The 23009-nt window shown below is 72.3% G+C and carries 16 protein-coding genes; 9 read left to right on the top strand and 7 right to left on the bottom strand.

Features of this window, described 5'->3' with window-relative positions; genetic code table 11:
- Positions 1 to 80: 80 nt before the first annotated feature.
- The gene (locus OHA98_RS03225; RefSeq protein ID WP_266922576.1) at positions 81 to 2576 is read right to left on the bottom strand and encodes an FtsX-like permease family protein; all 2496 of its coding nucleotides are present in this window, start codon (positions 2574 to 2576) and stop codon (positions 81 to 83) included.
- Positions 2570 to 3304 (bottom strand): ABC transporter ATP-binding protein, encoded by a 735-nt coding sequence (locus tag OHA98_RS03220; RefSeq protein WP_266922575.1) that lies wholly within the window; start codon positions 3302 to 3304, stop codon positions 2570 to 2572. Before OHA98_RS03220 ends, OHA98_RS03225 begins: the two co-directional genes overlap by 7 nt.
- A 243-nt stretch (positions 3305 to 3547) precedes the next feature.
- Here OHA98_RS03220 and OHA98_RS03215 point away from each other — a divergent pair, with 243 nt between their 5' ends.
- Complete coding sequence (locus OHA98_RS03215) at positions 3548 to 4312, top strand: thioesterase domain-containing protein (RefSeq protein WP_323179502.1); 765 nt, start codon at positions 3548 to 3550, stop codon at positions 4310 to 4312.
- On the opposite strand, the gene OHA98_RS03210 is transcribed toward OHA98_RS03215, so the two are convergent.
- On the bottom strand, positions 4258 to 4965 hold the full coding sequence (locus tag OHA98_RS03210) for a DedA family protein (protein ID WP_266922574.1): 708 nt from the start codon (positions 4963 to 4965) through the stop codon (positions 4258 to 4260). The genes OHA98_RS03215 and OHA98_RS03210 overlap by 55 nt on opposite strands.
- A 194-nt stretch (positions 4966 to 5159) precedes the next feature.
- Between OHA98_RS03210 and OHA98_RS03205 the strand changes: the two genes are divergently transcribed.
- From OHA98_RS03205 to OHA98_RS03195, 3 genes are all read left to right on the top strand, one after another.
- Complete coding sequence (locus OHA98_RS03205) at positions 5160 to 6446, top strand: sensor histidine kinase (protein ID WP_266922573.1); 1287 nt, start codon at positions 5160 to 5162, stop codon at positions 6444 to 6446.
- Complete coding sequence (locus OHA98_RS03200; protein ID WP_266922572.1) at positions 6446 to 7090, top strand: response regulator transcription factor; 645 nt, start codon at positions 6446 to 6448, stop codon at positions 7088 to 7090. Before OHA98_RS03205 ends, OHA98_RS03200 begins: the two co-directional genes overlap by 1 nt.
- Before the next feature lie 358 nt (positions 7091 to 7448).
- Positions 7449 to 10955: a M28 family peptidase gene (locus OHA98_RS03195; protein WP_266922571.1), complete on the top strand. Its 3507-nt coding sequence runs from the start codon at positions 7449 to 7451 to the stop codon at positions 10953 to 10955.
- Positions 10956 to 11109: 154 nt separating this feature from the next.
- Here OHA98_RS03195 and OHA98_RS03190 read toward each other — a convergent pair whose 3' ends face one another.
- The gene (locus tag OHA98_RS03190; RefSeq protein ID WP_266922570.1) at positions 11110 to 12114 is read right to left on the bottom strand and encodes a LuxR family transcriptional regulator; all 1005 of its coding nucleotides are present in this window, start codon (positions 12112 to 12114) and stop codon (positions 11110 to 11112) included.
- Between the two features lie 269 nt (positions 12115 to 12383).
- Between OHA98_RS03190 and OHA98_RS03185 the strand changes: the two genes are divergently transcribed.
- The 5 genes from OHA98_RS03185 (at position 12384) to OHA98_RS03165 (ending at position 16707) form a co-directional block, all read left to right on the top strand.
- A complete protein-coding gene (locus OHA98_RS03185) occupies positions 12384 to 12701 on the top strand; it encodes a hypothetical protein (RefSeq protein ID WP_266922569.1) in 318 nt (105 codons plus the stop codon).
- 149 nt (positions 12702 to 12850) lie between these two features.
- Positions 12851 to 13795, top strand: a complete 945-nt coding sequence (locus OHA98_RS03180) for an ABC transporter ATP-binding protein (RefSeq protein ID WP_266922568.1) — start codon at positions 12851 to 12853, stop codon at positions 13793 to 13795.
- Positions 13792 to 14760, top strand: coding sequence for an ABC transporter permease (locus tag OHA98_RS03175; RefSeq protein ID WP_266922567.1), 969 nt, complete (start codon positions 13792 to 13794; stop codon positions 14758 to 14760). The genes OHA98_RS03180 and OHA98_RS03175 overlap by 4 nt, the downstream gene beginning before the upstream one ends.
- A gap of 45 nt (positions 14761 to 14805) precedes the next feature.
- Complete coding sequence (locus tag OHA98_RS03170; RefSeq protein ID WP_266922566.1) at positions 14806 to 15210, top strand: GntR family transcriptional regulator; 405 nt, start codon at positions 14806 to 14808, stop codon at positions 15208 to 15210.
- A 126-nt stretch (positions 15211 to 15336) separates the two neighbouring features.
- Positions 15337 to 16707 carry a deoxyribodipyrimidine photo-lyase gene (locus tag OHA98_RS03165; protein WP_266922565.1) on the top strand — a complete coding sequence of 457 codons (1371 nt, stop codon included), beginning with the start codon at positions 15337 to 15339 and terminating at the stop codon, positions 16705 to 16707.
- Between the two features lie 75 nt (positions 16708 to 16782).
- On the opposite strand, the gene OHA98_RS03160 is transcribed toward OHA98_RS03165, so the two are convergent.
- From OHA98_RS03160 to OHA98_RS03150, 3 genes are read right to left on the bottom strand one after another with little or no spacing between them, the layout of a single operon-like run.
- On the bottom strand, positions 16783 to 19719 hold the full coding sequence (locus OHA98_RS03160; RefSeq protein ID WP_266922564.1) for a tetratricopeptide repeat protein: 2937 nt from the start codon (positions 19717 to 19719) through the stop codon (positions 16783 to 16785).
- A 2-nt stretch (positions 19720 to 19721) separates the two neighbouring features.
- Entirely contained in the window at positions 19722 to 21569 is a 1848-nt protein-coding gene (locus OHA98_RS03155) for an HSP90 family protein (protein ID WP_266922563.1), read from the bottom strand.
- 60 nt (positions 21570 to 21629) lie between these two features.
- A complete protein-coding gene (locus OHA98_RS03150) occupies positions 21630 to 22616 on the bottom strand; it encodes a hypothetical protein (RefSeq protein WP_266922562.1) in 987 nt (328 codons plus the stop codon).
- Positions 22617 to 23009: the final 393 nt, after the last annotated feature.

Below are 23009 nucleotides of genomic sequence, written 5' to 3'. Positions count from 1 at the left end.
AGGATCGTTGATGATGTCCGCTCACGGACCCGGGGCCCGGACGGCCCCGGGGCCGCCGCGGGCCCTTCCGTCGGCCCGGACTACTCGCGCATTCCGGCCAGTTCGACCGGCCGGGTGCGCAGGGCGAAGGAGGCGGGCAGGACGGCGGAGACGGTGGCGAGGACGGCACTGGCCGCGACGACCGCGCCGACGGTCCCCCAGGGCACGACGACCGCCGACCACACGTCCAGCAGTCCCAGCGCGCCCCACACCCCGAGCAGGTTCAGCGCGGCCACGGCGCCGCCGATCACGGCTCCCACCGCGACCACCACCAGCGCCTCCACCGCGACCAGGCGCAGGACCTGCGCCTTGGTGGCGCCGGAGAGACGGAGCACCGCGAGGTCGCGGACCCGGTCGGAGGTGGCCATCACCAGGGTGTTGGCGAGGGCGATGCCCGTGTAGACGAGGGCGATGCCCAGGATCATCAGCAGGCCGAGCCGGGTGTTCTCGCTGGAGCGCGGGTAGTGCTTCTCCACCCACTCGCTCCTGGTCAGCACCTCGGTGCCGGTGGCCGCGCCCGCCTCGCGCAGGGCGGCGGCGACGGCGGCGCGGTCGGCGCCGTCCTTCACCTTGACGTCGATCCGGTCGATCCCGGCGCCGGCGGCGTTGCGCGGGGTCAGATACACCCCGTTGCTGCCGGTACCGGTGCCGAGGACGGCGGCGACCTTGAGCGAGACCTTGCGGCCGTCGCCGAGCCAGACGGACACCGTCCGCCCCACGGTCGTGGTCAGCCACTCCTCGTTGACGACGATGCTCCGGTCGTCGAGGTCGGTGAGCCGGCCCGCCACCACGGGCAGGTCGGAGACGGCGGCGAGATCGGCCGGAGTGACCGCCTTCGCCTCGGACTTGACCAGGGCCGTGCCCTCTTCGAGGACCGTCACCCCGGTGGAGCGCGAGGCGCTGACGGTGGCCCCGTCGATGGAGCGGGCGCGCTCGACGAACCGGGCGGACAGGGCCCGGCCCTCGTCGCCCGAGGCGATCACGAAGTCGGCGACGGTGTGGTTGCGCGCCTCGGTGGCCTTGGCCTCGTTGATGGTGGCCGTCGTCCCCATGAGGGAGGCGGCGAGGGCGACGGTGATGATGACGGGGGCGGCCACGGCGGCGGTCCTGCGCACCCCGGCGGCCGCGTTCTCCCTGGCCAGTACGCCGGTGGCGCCGGGCAGCTGGGCGGGCAGCCAGGTCAGCAGCCGGGTCAGCGGCCGGACCAGGACCGGTGCGAACAGGGCGAACCCGACGATCAGCAGCATCGGCTGGGTGATGTAGGTCTTGCGCTTGAGTACGTCCCCGGGGTCGGAGACCAGCGCCATGCCCAGCAGCCCGAGTCCGGTGAGCAGCACGAGCACGGCCATCAGCCAGCGGCTCAGCGGCATCGCCCGGCTGTCGACGGCCGATTCGCGCAGGGCCTCGGTGGGGCCGACCTTCCCGGCCCGGTAGGAGGAGACCAGCACTCCGGCCATGGCCACGAACAGCCCGGTCCAGAAGGCGGTGTGCAGGGGCCAGGTCTGGTCGCCGATGGCGAACCAGTGGGGCGCGATCTCCACGTCGACCATCCAGGCGGCGAGGCGCGGCGCTCCGGCGGCGCCCAGCCAGCAGCCGGCGGCCGAGGCCAGGATGCCGATGACGACGGCTTCCGCGTACACCATCCGCCGTACCTGGTTGGGGGTGGCGCCCGCCGTGCGCAGCAGGCCGAACTCGCGCCTGCGCTGGGCCACGGCGAAGGAGAACGTGGAGGCGACGACGAAGACGGAGACGAATCCGGTGATGGCGGCGGCGGTGCCCAGCAGCGCGTTGACGGAGACCATCGCCTCGTCGTCGCGGTCCGGGTCGGGGTCGGCGCGGCGCCGGTCGTCGCCGGTGAGGACGACCATGCCGGTCCCCTCCCCCGCCAGCGCCCGCACCCGCTCCGCGTCCGCGTGCACCACCACGGCGTCGATGGCCGGGGAGATCCTGGCGGCCTCCGCGTCGGTGAAGAACACGGCGGTCTCGAAGCCCGCCGTCGCCACGGTGCCGACGACGGTCCGGGTCCGGGTGCCGGCCGATGTGGCGACCTCGATCCGGTCCCCCGCGCGCACATCGGCGCCAGGCCCGGCCGTGACGACGACCTCGCCGGGCGCTGAGGGGGCGCGTCCGCCGGAGATCCGGTACGGGGTGGAGCCCGCGACCGACCAGGGGTGGCCGACCGTTCCCTCGCCGTCGCCGTCGAGGTCCGCGTCCCGGACGGTGACCGGGAAGGTCCGGTCCTCGACCGTGCGGCCGAGACCGGCCAGCCGGGCGGCCAGTTCCTCCGGCACCGGGCGGGGGTTGTCCAGCGGCTGGGTCCGGATGCCGATCGGGGTGTCGACCCGCAGCCGGTCGGAGGCCTGGACGACGACGGGGGCCTTGGCGAACCGTTCGGGGCCGCGGTCCGGGGCGCTGAAGGTGGCCGCGAGGGCGAGCCCGGTGGTGGCGATCAGCCCGACGCCCAGGGCCAGGGCGATGAAGGAGCCGACGAAGGTGACCCAGCGGGTCTTCATGCCCTGCAGTGCGAGGCTCAGCACGGGACCGCCGCCAGCTTCGTCATGCGCGCGGCGACCTGCTCGGCGGACGGCGCGTACAGCTCGTCCTGCACCCGGCCGTCGGCCAGGAACAGCACCCGGTCCGCGTAGGAGGCGGCGACCGGGTCGTGCGTCACCATGATCACGGTCTGGCCGCGGTCCACCATCGAGCGGAGCATGGACAGCACCTCCCGGCTGGTGGTGGAGTCCAGGGCGCCGGTCGGCTCGTCCCCGAACAGCACCTCGGGACGGGTCACCAGGGCGCGGGCCAGGGCCACCCGCTGCTGCTGGCCGCCGGACATCTCGCTGGGCCGGTGCCCGGCGCGCTCGCGCAGGCCCACCTGCTCCAGCACGTCCAGCACCTGGGCCCGCTTGGGGCGGCGCCCGGCGAGCCGCAGCGGGAGCGCCACGTTCTGTTCGGCGGTCAGCGAGGGGAGCAGGTTGAAGGCCTGGAAGACGAACCCGATGCGCTTGCGCCGCAGCAGCGTCAGCTTCGTCTCGCTGAGCCGGGTCAGGTCCGTGTCGCCCAGGAACACCTGGCCGCTGGTGGGCCGGTCCAGCCCCGCGGTGCACTGGAGCAGAGTCGACTTGCCGGAGCCCGACGGGCCCATGATGGCGGTGAAGGTGCCCTGGGGAATGTCCAGGCTGACCCGGTCCAGCGCGGTGACCGCGCTGGCGTCCTTGCCGTAGGACCGGGTGACCGAACTGAGCCGGACGGCTGCTTGATTCATGGTGTCCACTCAATAGGGCCCGCGCTTCCGAGACATCGGAGCGGAGCGGAATCTTGGTGGTGGAGATAGCTCCACCCTCCTGTGCACGATGGCTGCACCCGTGCCGAAAAGGCAGGGAACCGGAAGGCAGGAACCTGCCCGGACAGGACCCTGCACGCGCGAGGATGTCCGTCGGCCACCTGAAGGCCGGATCATGACGTGCACGAGGGCGGGCCGGACGGGCCCGGAGAGGTGGAAATTCGCGTGACGGTCATCGACGCCGAAAAAGGGAACCCTTGGTTCCGGACACATCGACGAGCGGGGAGGGTCAGGGCCCGGCTGGTCTGCTTCCCGCACGCCGGCGGCACGGCGACTCTGTTCCACCACTGGCCGGGGCGCATCCCCGGCGATGTGGAACTGCTCGCCACCCAGTACCCGGCCCGCCAGGAACGGCTCAACGAGCCCTGCATCGAGGACATGACCGAGCTGGCCGACCGGATCACCGACGCGCTGGAGCCGGTGGTCACCCGTGAACCGCGGCTGCCGCTCTTCCTGTTCGGGCACAGCCTCGGCTCCGCCGTCGCCTACGAGGTGGCGCGCCGCCTGGAGGACCGGCACGGCATCGCCCCCGCCCGCGTCATCGTGTCGGGGCGCGGCGCGCCCCACACCGAGCGCGGCGGCGGCACCCTGCACACCCTGGACGACGACCGGCTCATCGCCTCGGCCCGGCGCCTGGGCCACATGGCCTCGGCCGTGTACGACGACCCCGACCTCCGGCCGCTGCTGATGCCGTCCCTGCGCGGCGACTACCGGCTGATCGAGTCCTACCGGCCCACGGACACGACCCCGCTGCGGTCACCGGTCACCGCGGTGGGCGGCGACCGCGACCCGGGCTGCGACGTGGCCGAACTGGCCTCCTGGTCGGCGCTCACCACGGCCGGTTTCGAGAGCCGGGTCTTCCCCGGCGACCACTTCTACTTGGTGCCGGCGGAGGCGGAACTGCTGGCGTTCATCAGCGGACGCCTCTGAACCGGCGCCCCGGAGCCGTCCGTACCGGCCCCCTCCGTACCGGCCCCCCGCGCCGCACCGCGCCGCAGCGATACGAGCGCGGGGAGCGAGGTGGTGACGAGCAGCAGCACCGAGGCACCCGCCAGCACACCGGAGCCGCCCCACTCCTGCCACGAACTGCCCGCCAGCAGCCCCAGCACCACACACGCCGGGGCCCACAGCAGGCTGCCCATGACCGACCAGAGCAGATACCGCCGCCAGGGCACCCGTACGGTGCCGCTCATCACCGGGACCATCGTGCGCAGCGCCACGTTGAACCGCCCGAGCAGCACCGCGCGCCCGCTGTAGGTACTGACCGCGCTCAACGCGGCCCGGTACTTGCGCGACTGCGTGACCCGGTCGGGCAGCCCGGCGGCGATCCTGGCCCCCCACACCCGTCCGACGAGATGACCGAGCACATTGCCCGCCACCGCACCGAGCACCGCGACCGTGAGCGCGCCCGCCAGCGGAAGCGTGCCGTGGTGCGCGAGCACCCCGCTCACCACCAGAGCGGTCTGGGAAGGAAGCAGCATGCCCAACACCGGCAGCACCGGCTCCATCGTGGGCAGCAGGAACACGATGACCAGCGTCAGCCAGACAGGCACAGCGGACAACTGGGTCTGGAGCCAGTCCATGGGGGTCCCCTCGATGTGGCGCGGCCCCGAAGCGCGGGGCGGGAGCAGTCGGCTGCCCACTGCCTCAAGGAGACCCGGCCAGCCGGGTCCGGCACATTGCAACTGGGAGGACTCTTCCGGGGGAGACAGTGCCCACCCCGAGGGTGGAGCCAGCTGGGTGGTCCGCGGGCACGGGGTCTCATAGCGTGCCCCCCATGCACTCCCCCAGCCTCTGGCAGGCACTCCAGCAGCGCCGCTATGTCCTCAGCAGTTGGCCGTGGCGCTCGGCGCTCTATCTGCTGACCAGCGTGCCGCTCGGTATCGCCACGCTGGCCACGCTGCTTCTGCTGGCCATCGCGGGCAGCGTGCTCACGGTGGTCCTGATCGGCGTGCCCCTGCTCCTCACGCTCGTCCTCACCGGCATCCCGCTGGCCGCCCTGGAGCGCCGCAGGCTCCGGCTCCTGGACCGCGATCCGATCCCCGGCCCGCACCGCGAACCGCGGAGCACCGGGCTGTCCTCCTGGCTGCGTACGCGGCTCCAGGAGCGGGCCACCTGGCGGGAGCTGGGCTACGCGCTGCTGTTCGCCTGTCTGCTGTGGCCCCTTGAGGGGCTCGCCGTCGGCACGGTCCTCACCGTCTGCGGCGGTCTGATCGCCACTCCCGTGATGATGGCCGCGGGGGGCGACGAGGAGGCCCGCGTACTCAAGCTCTGGATCGCCGACTCCTACCCGGAGGCCTTCGCCGCCCTGCTCGCCGGTGTGCTGCTCCTCCCACTGCTCGCCTATCCGCTGGGGGTGCTGGCCGCCGGCCGCGCCGTACTGACCAGGCAGCTGCTCTCCATCCCGGAGTCGGGGCTCGACTCCCGCATCCAGGAGCTGGGCCGCTCCCGGATGCGTCTGGTGGACGCCTTCGAGGCCGAACGCCGCCGTATCGAACGGGATCTGCACGACGGGGCGCAGCAGCGGCTCGTCGCGCTGTCCATGACGCTGGGCCTGGCCAGGCTGGAGAACCCCGCCGAACCGCTCGGCAGCCTGCTCACCAAGGCGCACGAGGAGGCGGGGGTCGCGCTGGTGGAGATCCGGGAGCTGATCCGGGGAATCCATCCGCAGGTCCTCACCGACCGGGGCCTGGAGGCCGCGGTGGAGGACATCGCCGACCGTTCCGCGGTCCCGGTGGACGTGAGCTTCGATCTGCCCGGCCGGATGCTCGAAGCCATCGAGACCGCCGTCTACTTCGCGATCTGCGAAGCACTGGCGAACGTGGCGAAACACAGCCGCGCGACCCGGGCGAAGGTGACCGGACGGGCGGAGAAGGGCCGGCTCACCGTGGAGGTCGAGGACAACGGGATCGGCGGTGCCGACACGGTCGACGGCACGGGCCTCCAGGGTGTCGCCGATCGCATCTCGGTGCTCGGCGGACACCTGCTAGTGTCCAGTCCGCCCGGGGGTCCTACCGTGTTCCGCCTTCAAGTCCCCTGCTCACCCGCCCGATCGAGGACTTGATGTTGCGCATCGTATTGGCCGAGGACAGTGTGCTCCTGCGCGAGGGCCTGGTCGGCCTGCTGGAGCGGTTCGGCCACCAGGTGGTCGCCGGAGCGGGCACCGCCGAGGAGCTGACCGCGGCGGTCCTCGAACACAGCCCGGACATCGTGGTGACGGACGTACGGATGCCGCCCGGATTCTCCGACGAGGGCCTGCGGGCCGCGGTCGAGCTGCGCAGGCAGCGGCCGGGACTGCCCGTCCTGGTGCTCAGCCAGTATGTGCAGCGCACCTACGCCGAGGATCTGCTCGACTCGTCGGACGGGACGGGCGTCGGCTATCTGCTGAAGGAACGCATCGGCAACGTCGAGGAGTTCATCGACGCCCTGCACCGGGTGGCCGAGGGCGCCACGGTGGTCGACCCGGAGGTCGTCAGGCAGCTGATCCGGCACCGCCGCGACCCCATGTCACGGCTGACGGCCCGTGAGCAGGAGGTGCTGGCGCTGATGGCCGAGGGCAAGTCCAACGCCTCCATCGCGGCGGCCCTGACGGTCAGCGAAGGCACCGTCAGCAAGCACTTCGGCTCGATCCTCACCAAGCTCGACCTCAGCCTCTCCGACTCCACGAACCGCCGGGTACTCGCGGTCCTGGCCTACCTGCGCGGCTGAGCCCGCGGGGGCCCGCCCCCCTGCGACCGGCGCCCACGGGCGGTGACCCCACCGCCCTCATCACCCTTTCCGCATAAGGGAGTTACCTGCCCGCGCCCGGCTGAGCGCAGCCGGGCGCGGCGAGCCGCCGTGCGCGCCGCGCCGCCGTGCCCACGCGCCCCGTGCCCACGCGCCCCGTGCCCACGCGCCGCCACGCCCACGCGCCGTCATGCCCACGCGCCGCCGGGTGCCGCCGTGCCCGGCCCGCCCCATACTCGCGCCTTATGGCCGACAGAGATGGGCCCCTTTGCCATGTTCACGCTCATACTCGGCAGCGCACTGCTGACCCGCTCGTCCTCCTCCCCCTTGGAGTGAACCCGTGCGATCCATCAGACTCACGGCCGTCGCGGCCACGCTGTCACTGACGGCCGGCCTCGCCGGCGTCGTGACGCAGACGGCCGCCGCGGCCGCACCCCAGGCCAGAACCGCCGCCGCCGCCGATCCGGCCGCGCGGGCCGTCGAGGCCGCCGACAGGGCCGTCGGCAGCGGCCTCGACTCGCTGGTCAACGCGCCGCAGGAGCAGTACGAACGGCGCCGGGTCACCCCCTGGCTGAAGGGCCTCTACTCGGTCGCCTACGAGCGCAGCTACCGCGGCCTGCCGGTCGTGGGCGGTGACGCGGTGGTGCTGGCCGACGGCGAGGGCGACGTCCGCGCGGTGCGGTCCGCCGACGACCGGCAGGTGGACGTGGCCACCGATCCGGGGATCAGCGCAGGACGCGCCGAGGCGGTCGCCCGTACCAGGCTGGCCCGGGTCGACAAGGTCGTGGACAGCCGGCTGGTGGTGAAGATCACCGACGGGCGGCAGGCTCTGGCCTGGGAGACCGTGCTGGCCGGCCGTACCGGGAGCGCCCCCAGCAAGCTGCACGTCTACGTGGACGCGCGCACCGGCAAGGTTCTCGACACCCATGACGAGGTGGTGGCCGGCACCGGGAACAGCAAGTGGAACGGTCCCGCTCCGCTCGCCATCGACACCACCGCGTCGGGCGGCTCCTACTCGCTGCGGGATCCGAACCGTCCCGGGCTGAGCTGCGCCGACTACAGCACCGGCCAGGTCTTCTCGAAGTCCTCCGACTCCTGGGGCACCGGTAACCCCACCTCCAAGGAAACCGGCTGCGTGGACCTGATGTTCGCCGCGCAGAAGCAGTGGGACATGCTCAAGGACTGGCTGGGGCGCAACGGCGTCAGCGGCAACGGCCGCTCCTTCCCCGGCAAGGTCGGCCTGAACGAGCTGAACGCCTACTGGGACGGCAGCCAGGTCACCATCGGCCGCAACAGCACGAACCAGTGGATAGCCGGCATGGACGTGGTGGCCCACGAGTACGGGCACGCCATCGACACCAACACCCCCGGCGGCACCAGCGGCCAGGAGTCCGGTCTCGGCGAGGCCACCGGCGACATCTTCGGCGCGCTCACCGAGTCGTACGCCGGCCAGCCCGCTCCGTACGACGTCCCGGACTACACCGTCGGCGAGATGGTCGACCTCCAGGGCCGCGGGCCGATACGCAACATGTACAACCCGCCGGCCGTCAACAACGACCCCGCCTGCTACAGCTCCGCCATCCCCGGCACCGAGACGCACGCGGCGGCGGGACCGCTCAACCACTGGTTCTATCTGCTCGCCGAGGGCACCAGCCCCGGTGGCGGCAAGCCCAACAGCAGTACCTGCAACGGCTCCACGCTGACCGGTGTGGGCATCACCACGGCCGGCAAGATCTTCTACGGGGGCATGCTGCTCAAGACCAGCGGCATGTCGTACAAGAAGTACCGGACGGCGACGCTGAGTTCGGCCAAGGCGCTCGATGCCACCTGCGGTCTGCACACGAAGACCAAGGCCGCCTGGGACGCGATCAGCGTGCCCGCCCAGACCGCCGACCCGGCCTGTACGCCCTCGGGCCAGAACAACGACTTCTCGATGGCCCTCGCCCCGGCCTCCGGCAGCGTCCAGCAGGGCGCCTCGGTCAGCACCTCGGTGACCACCGGCACCACCACCGGGCAGGCGCAGCAGATCACACTGAGCGCCACCGGGCTGCCGTCCGGGGTCACCGCCGCGTTCTCCCCCGCCACCGTGCAGTCCGGCCAGTCCTCGACACTGACCCTGACCGCCTCGGCCAACGCCGCGCCCGGTTCCACGACCGTCGTCGTGAAGGGCCAGGGCGCGAGCCTGTCGCACACCGTCGACTACACGCTCAACGTCGGCGGCACCCAGCCGGGCACCGACCCGCCGAACATCGACGTGGCCGCCGTCCGGGCGCACCTCGGCCAGCTGGGCTCCATCGCCTCGGCGAACGGCGGCAACCGCCGGGCCGGAAGCGCCGGGTACACCCAGTCGCTGGCCTATGTGAAGTCCAGGCTCCAGGCGGCCGGCTACACGGTCACCGAGCAGACCTGCACCAGCTGCACCTACCCGTCGAACAACCTGATCGCCGACTGGCCGGGCGGCCCCGCGGACCAGACGGTCATGTTCGGTTCCCACCTGGACGGCGTCTCGGCCGGACCCGGCATCAACGACAACGGCTCCGGCTCGGCGACCCTGCTGGAGAACGCGCTCGTGCTGGCCCAGAAGAACCCCACCATGACGAAGCACGTCCGCTTCGCCTGGTGGACCGACGAGGAGCAGGGGCTCAACGGCTCGGAGTTCTACGTCAACCGGCTCTCCAGCTCCGAGCGCACGGCCATCAAGGCGTACTACAACTTCGACATGGTCGGCTCGACCAACGGCGGCTACTTCATCAACAACGTCAACTCGGCCGCCGCCGCCCCGATGAAGGCGTACTGGACCTCGCTCGGTCTGGCGCCCGAGGAGAACACCGAGGGCCAGGGCCGCAGCGACGACTACTCCTTCCAGCAGGCCGGCATCGCGACCTCCGGGTACGCGGCAGGGGCCAACGCCCGCAAGACCTCGGCGCAGGCGGCCAAGTGGGGCGGCTCGGCGAACGTCGCGTACGACTCCTGCTACCACAGCGCCTGTGACACGACGAACAACATCAACGCCACGGTGCTGGACCGCAGCGCCGACGGCGTGGCCTACACGATCTGGAAGCAGGCCGTCGGCGGCGACACCCCGGCGCAGGACTTCTCGGTCACCGTCAGCCCGGCCGCCGGGAAGGCCGAGCCGGGCGGCACCGCCACCGCGACGGTGAACACCACGACGGTCGGCGGCGCCGCCCAGACCGTGAACCTCTCGGTCGGCGGCGCGCCCGCCGGCGTGAGCGCCGCGGTGAGTCCGGCCTCGGTGCGCACCGGCGATACGGCCACCCTCTCCGTCCAGGTCGGCGCCTCGGTGACGCCGGGCACATACACCCTGACGGTCACCGCCGCCGGAAACGTCAGCCACAGCACCGCGTACACCCTGACCGTCGGCGGCGGCAGCGGCTGCACCCCGGCGCAGGTGGTCGTCAACGGTGGCTTCGAGAACGGCGGTTCGCCGTGGACCACCACCTCCGGCGTGATCACCGACCAGCCGGGCCAGACGCCGCACAGCGGCTCGTTCTCGGCCTGGCTGAACGGCTGGGGCTCCCCGCGCACCGACAGCGCCGCCCAGAGTGTGACCATCCCGGCCGGCTGCACCTCGGCCCGGCTCTCGTACTACGTGCACATCGACACCGCCGAGACGGAGGCCACCGCCTACGACACCCTCGCCGTGACGGCGGGCGGCAGGACGCTGGCCGCCCTGTCGAACACCGACAGCGCCGCCGGGTACGCGCACAAGACCCACGACCTCGGGGAGTTCGCGGGACAGACGGTCGTCCTGAAGTTCACGGGTGTGGAGGACCAGTCGCTCCAGACCTCCTTCGTCGTGGACGACGTCACCCTGGAGGTGGACTGACCAGGTTCCACTGACCGGCCGGCCCGCTCATCCGCCCGAACGGTGAGCATGCCTCCTGCCCGGTTCCGGCCCCGCCGCGCATCCGCCTCGGGACCGGAACCGGGCCGCGGCGGTCACGGGCGGTTGCCCGGGGCCCACTCGCGTCCCCGGACCCTCACACCGTCAGCCAGCCGCGCTGCGCCGCCAGCGCGCCCAGCTGGAACCGGCTCCGGGCGCCCAGCCTGCTCATCAGCTCGGCGGTGATCCGGCGGCTGGTGCGGACGGACACCCCGAGCTTCCGGGCGATGACCTCGTCGGTGAGCCCGGCGGCGAGCAGCCCCAGGACGGCGGCCTCCTGATCGGCCGGAGCGCCGTCGGAGTTCCGGCAGCGGTCGCGCTCGCGCTCCTCGCCGAAGCGTGACCCCATCTGCCAGACCTGCTCGAACAGCGCCTGGAGCGCGGCGACCGGCCCCGGGCTCGACAGCAGGAACGCGCCCCGGTCCTGGTCGAGCGGGTCCACCGGGACGAGCGCCACCCGCCGGTCCCAGATGATCATCCGCAGCGGCAGCTGGGGAACGGTCCTGACCTGCCCGCCCTGCTCACCGAGCCACTGGGCGTACTCACTGGTCGGCCGGTCGTTGCGGATGCTGTCCAGATAGACGCACCTGACCCGCACCGAGCGCTCCAGCAGCATCAGGTCCAGCGGCCGGGACTCCTGCAGGCTCACCGCCGGCTGGGCGCCGCCCGGGAGAAACACCTCGACCTCGTCGTGGCATTCATGGCTGATCCTCTCGATACAGGCCTGGACCGCGTCCGGGCCGCTCGCCAGCTTGACCGTGCTGGGGGCGAACCGGTCCTCCTCGTCCCGGTAGTCCGCGATCAGCCGGGCCACCGCGAGCTTGCTCTCCGAAAGCGTCTGCTGGAGTTTCAGGAGTTCCATTTCCTGGGACTGGATCAGCATTTTGAGTCCGAGTTCGGGATCCACCGGACGCGAACTTCCGCGATTCTCCCAGGACGGCCGTACGAGCGAAAGCTCGGAAAGCTCGGCGAGTGCGGTGGAAACCCGGTCGACGGACCAGCCGAACTGTTCCGCCAGCACCTGTACCTCTGCGGTCGGTTCCTTCAGCAGAGTGCGATAGGCGTATTCCGCATCCTGACCGAGCCCGATCTCCTTGAGCATGCCATTCCCCCTCCGCGCCACGGCGTTCCCCCACACCACGCATGGACCGAACCGTTCCCTTGAATCTCACGTCACTGCCGAAGCAGGCGGCACTGGAGGAAAGTGCTTCGCATTCCACCGGCTTCTCGGGGGGAGCTTAGCTCCCCCCTCTTTCGCCACATTTTCGCGAGGGTTCCCCCGCAGGAAATCGTAGAAAAATGTAGTCAAAAATTGGGTGGGGTACGGTTTGACCAGAACGAACGAAGCAGCAATCGAGGGGGATCTCAAGAATGCGTGAGAACAGAACTTTCTTCGCGGCGGTCATCGGTGCGGCCTGCCTGAACGTCCTGCTCTTCGCCGGTACGGCGAACGCCGGAACGGACGACGACCTGCCCTGGACGAAGGCGGCCCCGACGGCCGGCGCGACGCTCACCGCGACGAACGGCACGGACGACGACCTGCCCTGGACCGGCCCCGGCCCCTCCCCGTCCCCGTCCTCGCTCACCGTCACGGCCGCGGTCACCCCCGACGCGGCGTCCGGCGACACCGAGCCCGGCACCGGTACGGACACGGACGAGCCGGACCCGGACCTGCCCTGGACGCGATAACACGGCACCACCGCACGAGGCGTCGGCCGAGAAGGTACCCAGGGGGGTCCTCGGCCGGCGCCTCGCGCGTTCTCCGCCCATTGTTTGACACGCCCTCATCCCCGACTCCATGATTCCATTAGTTGACTAGTGGAATCGAGGCGAGGCGCGTGGCGGACACGAGCACCCCGGACGGGACTTCGGGCACCTGGGCCCTGGAGGCCCGCGGCCTGGGCAAGCGATACCGGCGCGGCTGGGCCCTGCGCGACTGCTCCTTCCGGCTGCCGGCCGGCCGGATCTGCGGTCTCGTCGGCCCCAACGGCGCGGGCAAGAGCACCCTGCTGGGCATGGCCACCAGGCAGGTGCAGCCGACCGACGGTGAGCTCCGGGTCTTCGGCATCCCCGTGCGGGACCCCGCCGTGCTGCCCAGATTCGCCTTCCTCGGGCAGGACAAGCCCCTGTTCAAGCGGTTCACCGTGGCCGAGACACTGCGTATGGGCAGCGAGCTCAACCCCGGCTGGGACCAGGCGGCGGCCGAACGGATCGTCCGCTCGGGCCAGGTCCCGATGGACGCCCGGGTCGGCACGCTCTCCGGCGGCCAGCGCACCCGCGTCGCCTTCGCGCTCGCCTTCGGCAAGCGGCCCGATCTGCTGCTGCTGGACGAGCCGATGTCGGACCTCGACCCGCTGGCCCGCGACGAGATGAGCACGCTGCTGATGGCGGAGGCCGTCGAGCGCGGCACCACCGTGGTGATGTCCTCCCACATGCTGACGGAGCTGGAGGACATGTGCGACTACCTGCTGGTCCTCGCCGACGGCAGGATCAGGATGGCCGGTGACGCCGACGCGCTGGTCCCGGCCCACTGTCTGGTCACGGGTGTCACCGAGGACGGGGCGCTGCCCTCCGCGCTCGCCCCGCACACCGTGGTCGAAGCGAAGATCCAGGGACGGCAGTTCCACGCCCTGGTCCGGCCGAAGGGCCCCTTCTCCGGCGACTGGCAGATCTCCGAACCCAGTCTGGAAGAAGTACTGCTCGCCCATCTCCGCTCACCGGACGCGCCCTCGCTGTACACGCCCGGCGCCCGTATCGAGGCCGAAGGGACCAAGACCGCATGAGCGCCACCCTGACCGACTCCCGTACCCAACGGACCGACCGGCCGCGGATACTGCGCGGGCTGAGCTGGCTGGTGGTACGCCAGCACCGTGCCGCGCTGGCCTCCGTCCTCGCGCTGGTGCTTCTCTGCTCGGCCCTGATCGTGTACCAGCGCGCCGAGCTGATCCAGCTGCTGGACGACGCGGGCTGGCCCGGGAAGCCCGCCCCCGATCAGCCCCTGGGGGACCAGTACAACTACCTCTCCACCCTGCTGGGCGCGCTGCCGGTGATCCTCGCCGTGTTCTTCGGCGCCCCCCTGATCGCCGCCGACCAGGAGCAGGGCACCGCCCAGCTGGCCACCACCCAGTCCGTGACCCGCCTGCGCTGGCTGACCGTCAAGATCGTCTGGTGCCTGGCCGTGGCCGTGGTGGCCGGCGCGGTGCTCTCCGCGCTCTTCACCTGGTGGTGGGAGCCCTACCGCTCGGTCTTCTCCAGTACCTGGGTGGAGGGCTCGATCTTCGACAACACCGGACCCGTGCTCCCGGCGCTCTGTCTCTTCCTCACCGCCGCCGGCATCACCATCGGCGTGCTGCTGCGCCGCGTCCTGGCCTCGATGGTGGTCACCTTCGTCTTCTCCGCGGCCGTGCAGATCCTCTGGGGCGAGCTCCGGCTGCACCTGGCTCCGACCCATCTGTTCACCTACCCGCTGGACAGTGAACTCCCGGCCCGCTTCGCCGAGTCGTACGAGGTGGACCGATGGGTCGCGAGCGCCGACGGGACCCTCTACGGCTGGGGCTCCTGCGCCGAGGCGACCGAGAAGGCCACCGACGCGTGCATCAAGGAGAAGGGCATCGTCAACAGCGTCATCGAGTACCTCGACTACGACCAGATGGCGGCCATGCAGTGGACCGGCGCGGGCATCCTGCTCACCGGTACGGCGCTGATGATGGCCTTCGCCCTGTGGCGGGTCTCCCGGCGCCCCCTGTAGGGAACGCGCCCTCGTCCTACGTAAAATGTCGGCATCGAGCGGAAGGTGAAGTCCGTGGTCGTGTTCCGCATCGACCGGCGCAGCGGCGTCGCCACGTATCTCCAGATCGTCCACCAGGTCGAGCAGGCCCTGCGGATGGGCGCCCTGGAGGTGGGTGACCGGCTGCCCACGGCCGCACAGGTCGCGGCGACCACCAAGGTCAACCCGAACACCACGCTCAAGGCCTACCGCGAGCTGGAACGGGCGGGCCTGGCCGAGGTCCGCCAGGGAGCGGGCACCTTCATCACCCGCTCCCTCTCCCAGCCCCTGACGGGCCCCGATTCCCCGCTGCACAGCGCGCTGTCCGCATGGATGCGCCAGGCGCGGGCCGAGGGACTCAGCGGCCAGGACGTCAACGCCCTCTTCCGGGCCGCGTTCGACACCGCGTACCCGTCCGGGTCGGACGCCTGACCCTCCCGGCACGGCTCCCTACGGCTCCCCCGGCCGTCCGATACGTTCCCTCTCGCACCCCGGACCCGCGAGAAAGGCCGGTCGCATGACCGACAGGAACACCCACCGGACGGCCGGAGCGCACAAGTGAGCGTCTCCGTCTGCCTGTTCACCGCCGATCTGCGGCTGCACGACAATCCGGTCCTGCGTGCCGCACTGCGGAGCGCCGAGCGGGTGGTCCCGCTGTTCGTGCTCGACGAGGGCGTGCGCGCGGCCGGGTTCGACGCGCCCAACCGGCGGGCTTTCCTCGCCGACTGCCTGGCCGGCCTCGACGCCGGCCTGCGGGAGCGCGGCGGCCGGCTGGTGCTCCGGTCCGGCGAGGTGGTGGCGGAGGTCTGCGCGGTGGCCGACCGCTACGGGGCCCGCGAGGTGCACGTGGCCGCCGGCTCCAGCGCCTACGCACAACGGCGCGAGGAACGGCTGGGCGCGGCCCTCGCCCGGCGGGGCCGCACGCTGCGGGTCCACGACGCGGTGGTCACGGTGGTTCCGCCGGGGGCCCAAGTGCCGCAGGGAAAGGACCACTTCGCGGTGTTCACCCCGTACTTCCGGCGGTGGCGCGGAACGGCCGCCCGCACGCCCCTGGCCGCCCCCCGGTCCGTCCCGGTCCCCACGGACATCGGCCCGCCCGACCTGCCCGGACGCGCCGGAATCGCCGGAGTGTCCCCGGGTCTCGCGACGGGCGGCGAACGCGAGGCCCGCCGGCACGTCACCTCCTGGCTGCGCGGCTCCCTGGACGCCTACGCCGACCGGAACTCCGACCTCGCGGCCGACGCCACCTCACGGCTCTCCCCGCACCTGCACTTCGGCACCCTGTCCGCCACCGAGCTGGTCCACCGGGCCGGAGACGGACACCCCGCGAACCCGGGCGCCGAGGCCTTCGTACGCCAACTGGCCTGGCGCGACTTCCACCAGCAGGTCCTGGCGGCCCGGCCGCAGGCCGCGCACACCGACTACCGCCCCCGGCACGACCGCTGGCGGCACGACGACGCCGAGGCGCAGGCCTGGCGCGACGGCCGCACCGGCTATCCGGTGATCGACGCGGCGATGCGCCAGCTGCGCCACGAGGGCTGGATGCCGGGCCGGGCACGCATGCTGACCGCGAGCTTCCTCACCAAGACGCTCTACCTGGACTGGCGCGTCGGCGCCCGGCACTTCCTGGACCTGCTGGTCGACGGGGACGTGGCCAACAACCAGCTCAACTGGCAGTGGATGGCCGGAACCGGCACCGACACCCGCCCCAACCGGGTCCTCAACCCCACCGCCCAGGCCCGCCGCCACGACCCGCGGGGCGACTACGTACGCCGCTGGCTGCCCGAACTGGCCGGTCTGGAGGGCGCGGCGGTCCATGAACCCTGGAAGCTCCCGCCCCGGGAACGGGCCCGCTACGACTATCCGGCCCCGCTCATCGAACTCCCCGCCGCCCTGGCCCGATTCACCGTCGCGCGCGGCCTCTCGTAGCCGCGCAGCACGGGGGCGGTGCGCCGGAGCACCCACGCTCCGGCGCACCGCCCCCGTGCGTTCATCGCGTCCGGGTCACTCCTCGTCGCGCAGCCGGGCGGCCAGGGAACCCAGCTCCCCGGCCTCCTCGGTGTGGCCCAGGGCGGTCAGCCGGGAGACCGCGGAGTCGAGGCGGGCGAGGGCGGGAGCGGGACGCTCCAGGTAGAGGCCCTCCACGGCACCGGCGAGACGGACGCACTCGGCCCACTCCTCGGCGCTGCCCTCCTCCGGTCCCGGCTCCCCGATCAGGGCGAGCGCCTTGTCCAGGGCCGACACGGCGGCCTCGTACTCACCGGCATGGGCATGGACCCGCCCGTACTCGTAGGCCAGGGCGGTGTCCAGGGACCGCCCGCGTGCCTCGTACTCGGCGACGCGGGCCTCGTCGGCGATCCTGCCCGCGTCGGCGAGCTGTGCCAGGGCGTCGGCCAGGCCGTCGGAGCCCTGCTGCTGGGCCTGGAGACGGGCGAGTTCGCGCAGGCAGTTGCTGAGCTGCTCATAGCGCGGGGCGCGGGCATGGGCGGCGAGCGCCTGCTCCGCGACCTCGCGGGCCCGGCCGAACTCGCCGGACTCGCCGAGGAGTACGGCGGTCTCGGCGGCGATCATGGCGTGGCTCCCCGGGTCGTCCTCCCAGCCGGCCGACTCGGCGGCGAGGACGAGCAGTTCCGCCGTGGCGGCCTTGAGGTCCTCCCCCGCGTACAGCGCGCGGGCGCGGGTCAGCCGCAGCTGGGCGACGAGCCGGTCGTCCAGCTCCCCGCCGGTGACGTCCGGTCCGGCCAGGAGGGAGTCGAGCAGAGCGATGCAGTCCTCGACCCGGCCCAGGTCGAGGCAGAGCTGGGCCGCGTTGCTGTAGGTGCAGAACGCGTCCGTCCGGCTGCCGCCGCGCAGGTCCAGCTCCGCCGAACGCGTCAGGTGCCGCAGTGCCTCGTCGGGACGGCCGAGGTGCATGCAGGCCTCGGCCAGATCGCTCTGGATGCGGGAGGTGTCGACCGTGCCGGCCGGCCAGTCGGCGGCCAGTCGCAGCCCTTCGGCCAGGTCCGCGTGCGCGGCCTGCGCGTCCCGGAGGCCGAGCTGGAGCCGGCCGCGCAGTCCGAGCGTACGGGGCAGGTGCCAGGCGGGTCCGGACGCCTTCAGCCGGTCGAGGAGGCCGTCGGTCTCGGTGACCGCGGCGGGCAGGTCGCCGGAGAGCGCGTGGGTGCTGGCGCGCAGCAGCAGAGCGCCGGAGATCTGGCTGACGACGTCGTGCCGGGTGGCGAACGCGTGCAGCAGGTCCGCCTCGGCGAAGACCGGTGCGACGTGTTCCTCGCTCCCCGAGGTCTGCAGCCGCATCCCGAGCGCGGTCGCCCGCAGCCGCAGCAGGCGGGCCTCCTGGTGCGGGGCGAGGCCGGGCGTCTCCTCGTGCAGGCGGACCATGGCCGCGTGGGCGGCGGTCAGCGCGGCGGCCTTCGCCCCGGCGTCCTCGCCGGCACCCTCCGCGGGGATCTCGGCGGTGGCCAGCAGCGCGCACGCGCGGGCGAACGCCGCGTCACCCGGCGCTCCGGCGTCGTCGTACAGGCCCGCCGCCTCCTCGTGGAGAGCGGCGGAATCGGCGAACTCGTCCTTCTCGCCCGCCCGGCCCGCCTCGTCGGCCAGCAGGTCCGCGCGCAGCCGTACGAGCGGGCCCACGGCCGGGTCCTCGGGGTGGGTGTAGTCGCGGGCGGCGGCGCGTGTGCGCAGCCGCTCCCAGCAGGCCCGCGCGTCCGGGTGCCCCTCCTTCTCCAGCGCCCGCGCCCGGAGGATGAGTTCGGGCAGCGACTCCGGTACGGCGGCGTCCGCGCGGGCGGCGGGCGCGGCCACCGGGGCGGCCGGGGCCACGTCGTCGAGGCGGCGGGTGCGCAGGGTCAGTTCCAGCGCGTCCAGGAGCGGGGCACGCTCCAGGCGGGCGCGGCGGCGGTCGGTGTGGGCCGTGGTTCCGTTGCGGGCGTCGAAGCGGGCGGCGAGGTCCTCGCCGCGGCCCCGCACCTCGGCGCGCAGACCGGCCACCGTCCAGGTGCGGCCCGCGTATCCGGCGGCGGGCAGTTCGCCGTGGCCGAGGAGCTCGACGCGCTGGAGGAGGACCTCCACGCCGGTGAGGAAGCCGGACATCTCCAGCGGCGACTCCACCTCGTCGAACAGGTTCCGGTTCTCGGCGAGCAGTTCCAGGCCGCGGGCCTCGTTGCCCGTCAGCGCGCAGAACTCCAGGTGCCGGCCGATCTCGGCGGACATCGAGGGGTTGCGGCGGCATCCGCGGTAGCCGGCGAGGTGCAGTTCGCGGGCCCGGTCGGTGCGGCCGGTGCGCAGCAGGGGCAGCAGCGCGTACGAGACGGAGCGGGCCGGTTCCTCCTGGCAGGACTCCTTCCCGGCCAGGACGGGCTCCCAGATGCCCAGCGCCCGCTCGTCGTCGCCCGCCGCGAGATGGTGCCGGGCCAGCTCGCAGATCTCGCAGGCCTCGCAGTCGCTGAGCGGGGTACGGGGGCGGCCCGCCCACAGCTCGTGGGCGAGGGTGGTGCCCTCACCGATGTGGGCGGCGAGCTGGTACGCCTGTCCGTAGTAGGGCTGGAGGCCCAGGCCGGCCCTCTCGTACCGGTCGCGCATCTCCGTCAGCCACTGGCGCAGCGCGGCCAGCGGTATCTCGGGCAGGGCGAGCAGGGCGTTGGCCACCCACTTGAACCGCCAGAACAGCAGATGGCGCCGACGCTCGTCGAAGACCTCGGGCTGCTCGTCGAACAGGGCGAGCAGACGGGCGAAGACGACGGGCGACTTCCGGGGTTCGGAGCCGTAGGTGTACGCCTCCTGGAGCTCGAAGAGCGCGTGAACGAGCGGGACGGGCTCCGCGAACTGTTCGGCGGCGTCGACGAGTTCCTCGGCGGTGACGGTGCGGGTCCGGCCGTAGGGGCGCCGGTCGTTCTCCTGGAGCGCCTCGTACAGCTCGTCGGTGGTCTGGGGTGCGGTCGGCATCGTCAGCTGTCCTTGCGCAGGGCGTGGGCGAGAAGGTCGAGGAAGGAGCGGTTGATGAGGCTCGATTCGGCGGGCCGGAGCGGGCGCCGCGACAGCAGTGCGGCCTGTCCGTAGAGGGCTTCGGCGCTGGTGCGGGCCAGCTCGGGCTCGTCGATGGCGACGGCGGTGCGGACCAGCGGGTTGAGCTGGTTGAGGATCAGCTGCGCCCGCGGGGCCTCCTGGCGCAGCGCGCCGAGGATGTCGCCCCACAGGCCGCCCTCCTGCTCACGGGCGAGCTGGGAGCGGGTGCGCTCGTGCCGGGCCTCGCGGCTGTCGACGAGCAGGGCGGGGGCGGAGGCGGGATGGAAGGTGCGCAGCGCGACATCGCAGTCGAAGACGGCGAGGGCGTCGCGGGCCAGGCCGAGGTAGGCCGCGGCGGCCAGTTCCGTCTCACGGTCGACGGGGTCCAGGTGGGCGGTGAGGGTCGCCGGGTCGAGGTCGGCGACGCTGACCCCGGACCTGACCTCGGGCAGCCGGTGGACCAGTTCACGGTCGAAGGTGTAGCCACCGTTGACGACGCCGAGCCCGGCGGCCGAGGCGATGGCCGCGACCTGCCGGAACTCCTCCACGCTCGATGTGACGAGCACGGTGCGGTGGGTGCGCGCGAACTCGTCGAGAGTGGTGTGCCCGTCGGTGGTCTCGAACGGCAGCCAGGGCAGCAGCATCCGCAGGATCTCGTCGTCGTGCACGGCGAGCGACTTCACGGCCAGGTGATGGGCCTGGAGGAAACGGGCGAGCAGGTCCGGGTCGCTGGCGGCGGCACGGGCGATCCACGCGCGCAGCCGCTCGGTGAGGGCGTCGCGAACCGCGGCGAGCGTGTCGTCCTCGTACAGGGACTCGCGGGACGCCGTCGGACGCAGGCTCTCGGCGTCGACGACGCAGCGGACGAAGAACGCCCACTCGGGCAGGATCTCCTCGGCCTTCTCGGACAGCAGCATGCCCTTGACGTGCACGCGGTGGCCGTGGCGTCGCCCGGCCGGCACCGCCTCGGGCAGCACGCACGCGATGCCCTTGAGACCCACGGCCGGCAGGTCCAGCTCGATGACGTCCAGCGGCGTGAACCCGAAGACCTCCTCGCCGTACGCGGCCAGCGCCCGGGACCGGGTGCCCGGGGTGGGGTACGTACGCGCCCAGGGTGCGGGTTCGGGGTTGACGGACGCCCCCGGACCGCCCCTGCCGTCGTCGAAGGTCACCGGGTGGCGGAGCAGGGAGCCGAAGTGCCGGGCCAGCGCGTGCACCTGGGCCGGCCGGGTCCACTCGCCCGCGTCGGCGCGCGGTGTCAGCGTGACGGTCGTACCGGGCCTGGGGCGGGCGGACGCGGGCAGTGTACGGACGGTGTAGCTGCCGTCGCCGCGCCCCCGCCACTCCACGGCGGGTGCATCGGGAGTGCGGGCGGAGCGGCTCAGGACATGGATCTCGTCCGCGACCAGGAAGCAGGACAGCAGTCCGATCCCGAACTGGCCGATGAAGTCGCCGCGTTGCTCGGCGATCCGTTCGGCGCGCTTGCTGCTGCGGCCGATCGTGGCGAGGAAGGTGTGCACATCGGCCTCGGTGAGACCGACCCCGTCGTCCTCGACGCGTACGGCCGAACCGTCGGCGTACAGCCGGATGCCGAAGGCGTCGGCGGGGGCGTCCGGTTCGAGGCCGCGCCGGGCGGTCAGCGCGTCCACCGCGTTCTGCAGGAGTTCGCGCAGATAGACACGGGGACTGGAGTAGAGGTGGTGGGAGAGGAGATCGACCAGGCCGCGCAGATCCACCTGGAAGGTGCGATCGGCGCCGGGCGGGTTCGCGGCGGTGTCGGGCAGAGTCATCGGGCAGTCCGAAGCAGTAGGAACGGCGAGTGGCGGGGAGGTACCGGGACCGGCATGCGCTCAGCCGCGGCGGTGGCGGCGCGCGAACTGCTTCTCGGGCTCCGCGAAATAGGCCCAGGGCCAGCTGGTGTAGGCGCCGTCGAGCTCCTGGAAGACGCGCCTGACCGTATGGCGCTCACCGGCCAGCGACAGGGCCATGGCGAACGTGTTGAAGTCGTGCTGCCAGCCGGGGCGCCGCACATAGGCGGGGTGGAGGATGCTGTGGTCGGCCACGGCCCGCAACTCCGCCTGGACCTCGGGGGTACGGAGGCGGTCCTCGCCGTCCGACTCGACCCATTCCTCGATGTGCGCCATGGCGACCACACAGCCGAGCCGGTGCCCCTGCGGAGCGCGGGCGAGCGCGTCGCGGGCGAACGCCAGGGCCTCGCCCGGCTCGCCGCCCCAGCGGGGCTGCAGCTGCGACAGCCATTCGAGGTGGGTCTCCAGATCCAGCGGGTCACGGCGCACGGCGGCGTCGAACCGGGTCCGGTTGACGGCGGGCCCCAGCGACATGCCCCGGCCGGAAGTGAGGAGACGGCGCCACGGCGTGACCCACTCCGGCCGCAGCTCGGCGGCTTCGAGGAGCTGTTCCTCGGCGATACGGAGCCGCTCGTGGAAGACCCGCCACTGGTCCTGGCTGACGTTGGCGGCACGCTCGTCGGAACGCGCCTCCCAGCCCCAGTCGATGTAGCGCGTCCCGGATATCAGCAGCGCCGCCGCCCGGTGCTCCTTGTCCTCCTCGACGGCCCGGCCGATCCAGTCCTGCACCCCGTCCAGCTCGGCGATCTCACCCAGAACCTGATGGTCGCGGCCGAGATCGAAGGGGGCCAGCGCCACCTTCACCGCCTCCCAGTCCCCCGCGTCGGCCGCCTCCACCAACGCGAGCACCCGCCGGTCCCCGAGCGCGCGCAGCGTGTACATCCCGTTCTTCTGCCTGCGCGGAACAGGAAGGGCGTGCGGATCCGTCTCCGGTCTCTCCTCACGCCCACCGAACAGCTTGCCGAACATACTGCGCCCTCCCCTGGTCCCGCATGATCGTCGGGTGCAGCATAAGCGGCCCTGCCGACATCGCTTCCACAGGGTTTTCACGGGTGCTTCACGACTCGGCGCGGCCGGTTCCGGCGGGTCAGAAGACGTGCGGGCGGTCCCGCCGTTACACCCTGTGCTATCTCGTCCAGGCGTCCGGCCGCACTCCGGCCGCACCTATAGGGATATCAGGCCACCTGATCAGCATGGTCACTGGCAAAGTAGCCACCGCCCGCGCGAGAAGCCGTCGGAACGGGCTTTCTCCGCAGGACTCGTTCACAGGCATCTCGGACTGCGCCTTGTGCAGGGCGGCGCACGCGGCGAAGAGTCGTCAGGACATGCCCAGGTGGACGCCAGTACCGGGGAGACGGGCGG

It is taken from the genome of Streptomyces sp. NBC_00654, from assembly GCF_026341775.1.
Taxonomy (GTDB): Bacteria; Actinomycetota; Actinomycetes; order Streptomycetales; family Streptomycetaceae; genus Streptomyces.
This window is presented reverse-complemented; position numbering and strand designations above follow the sequence as displayed.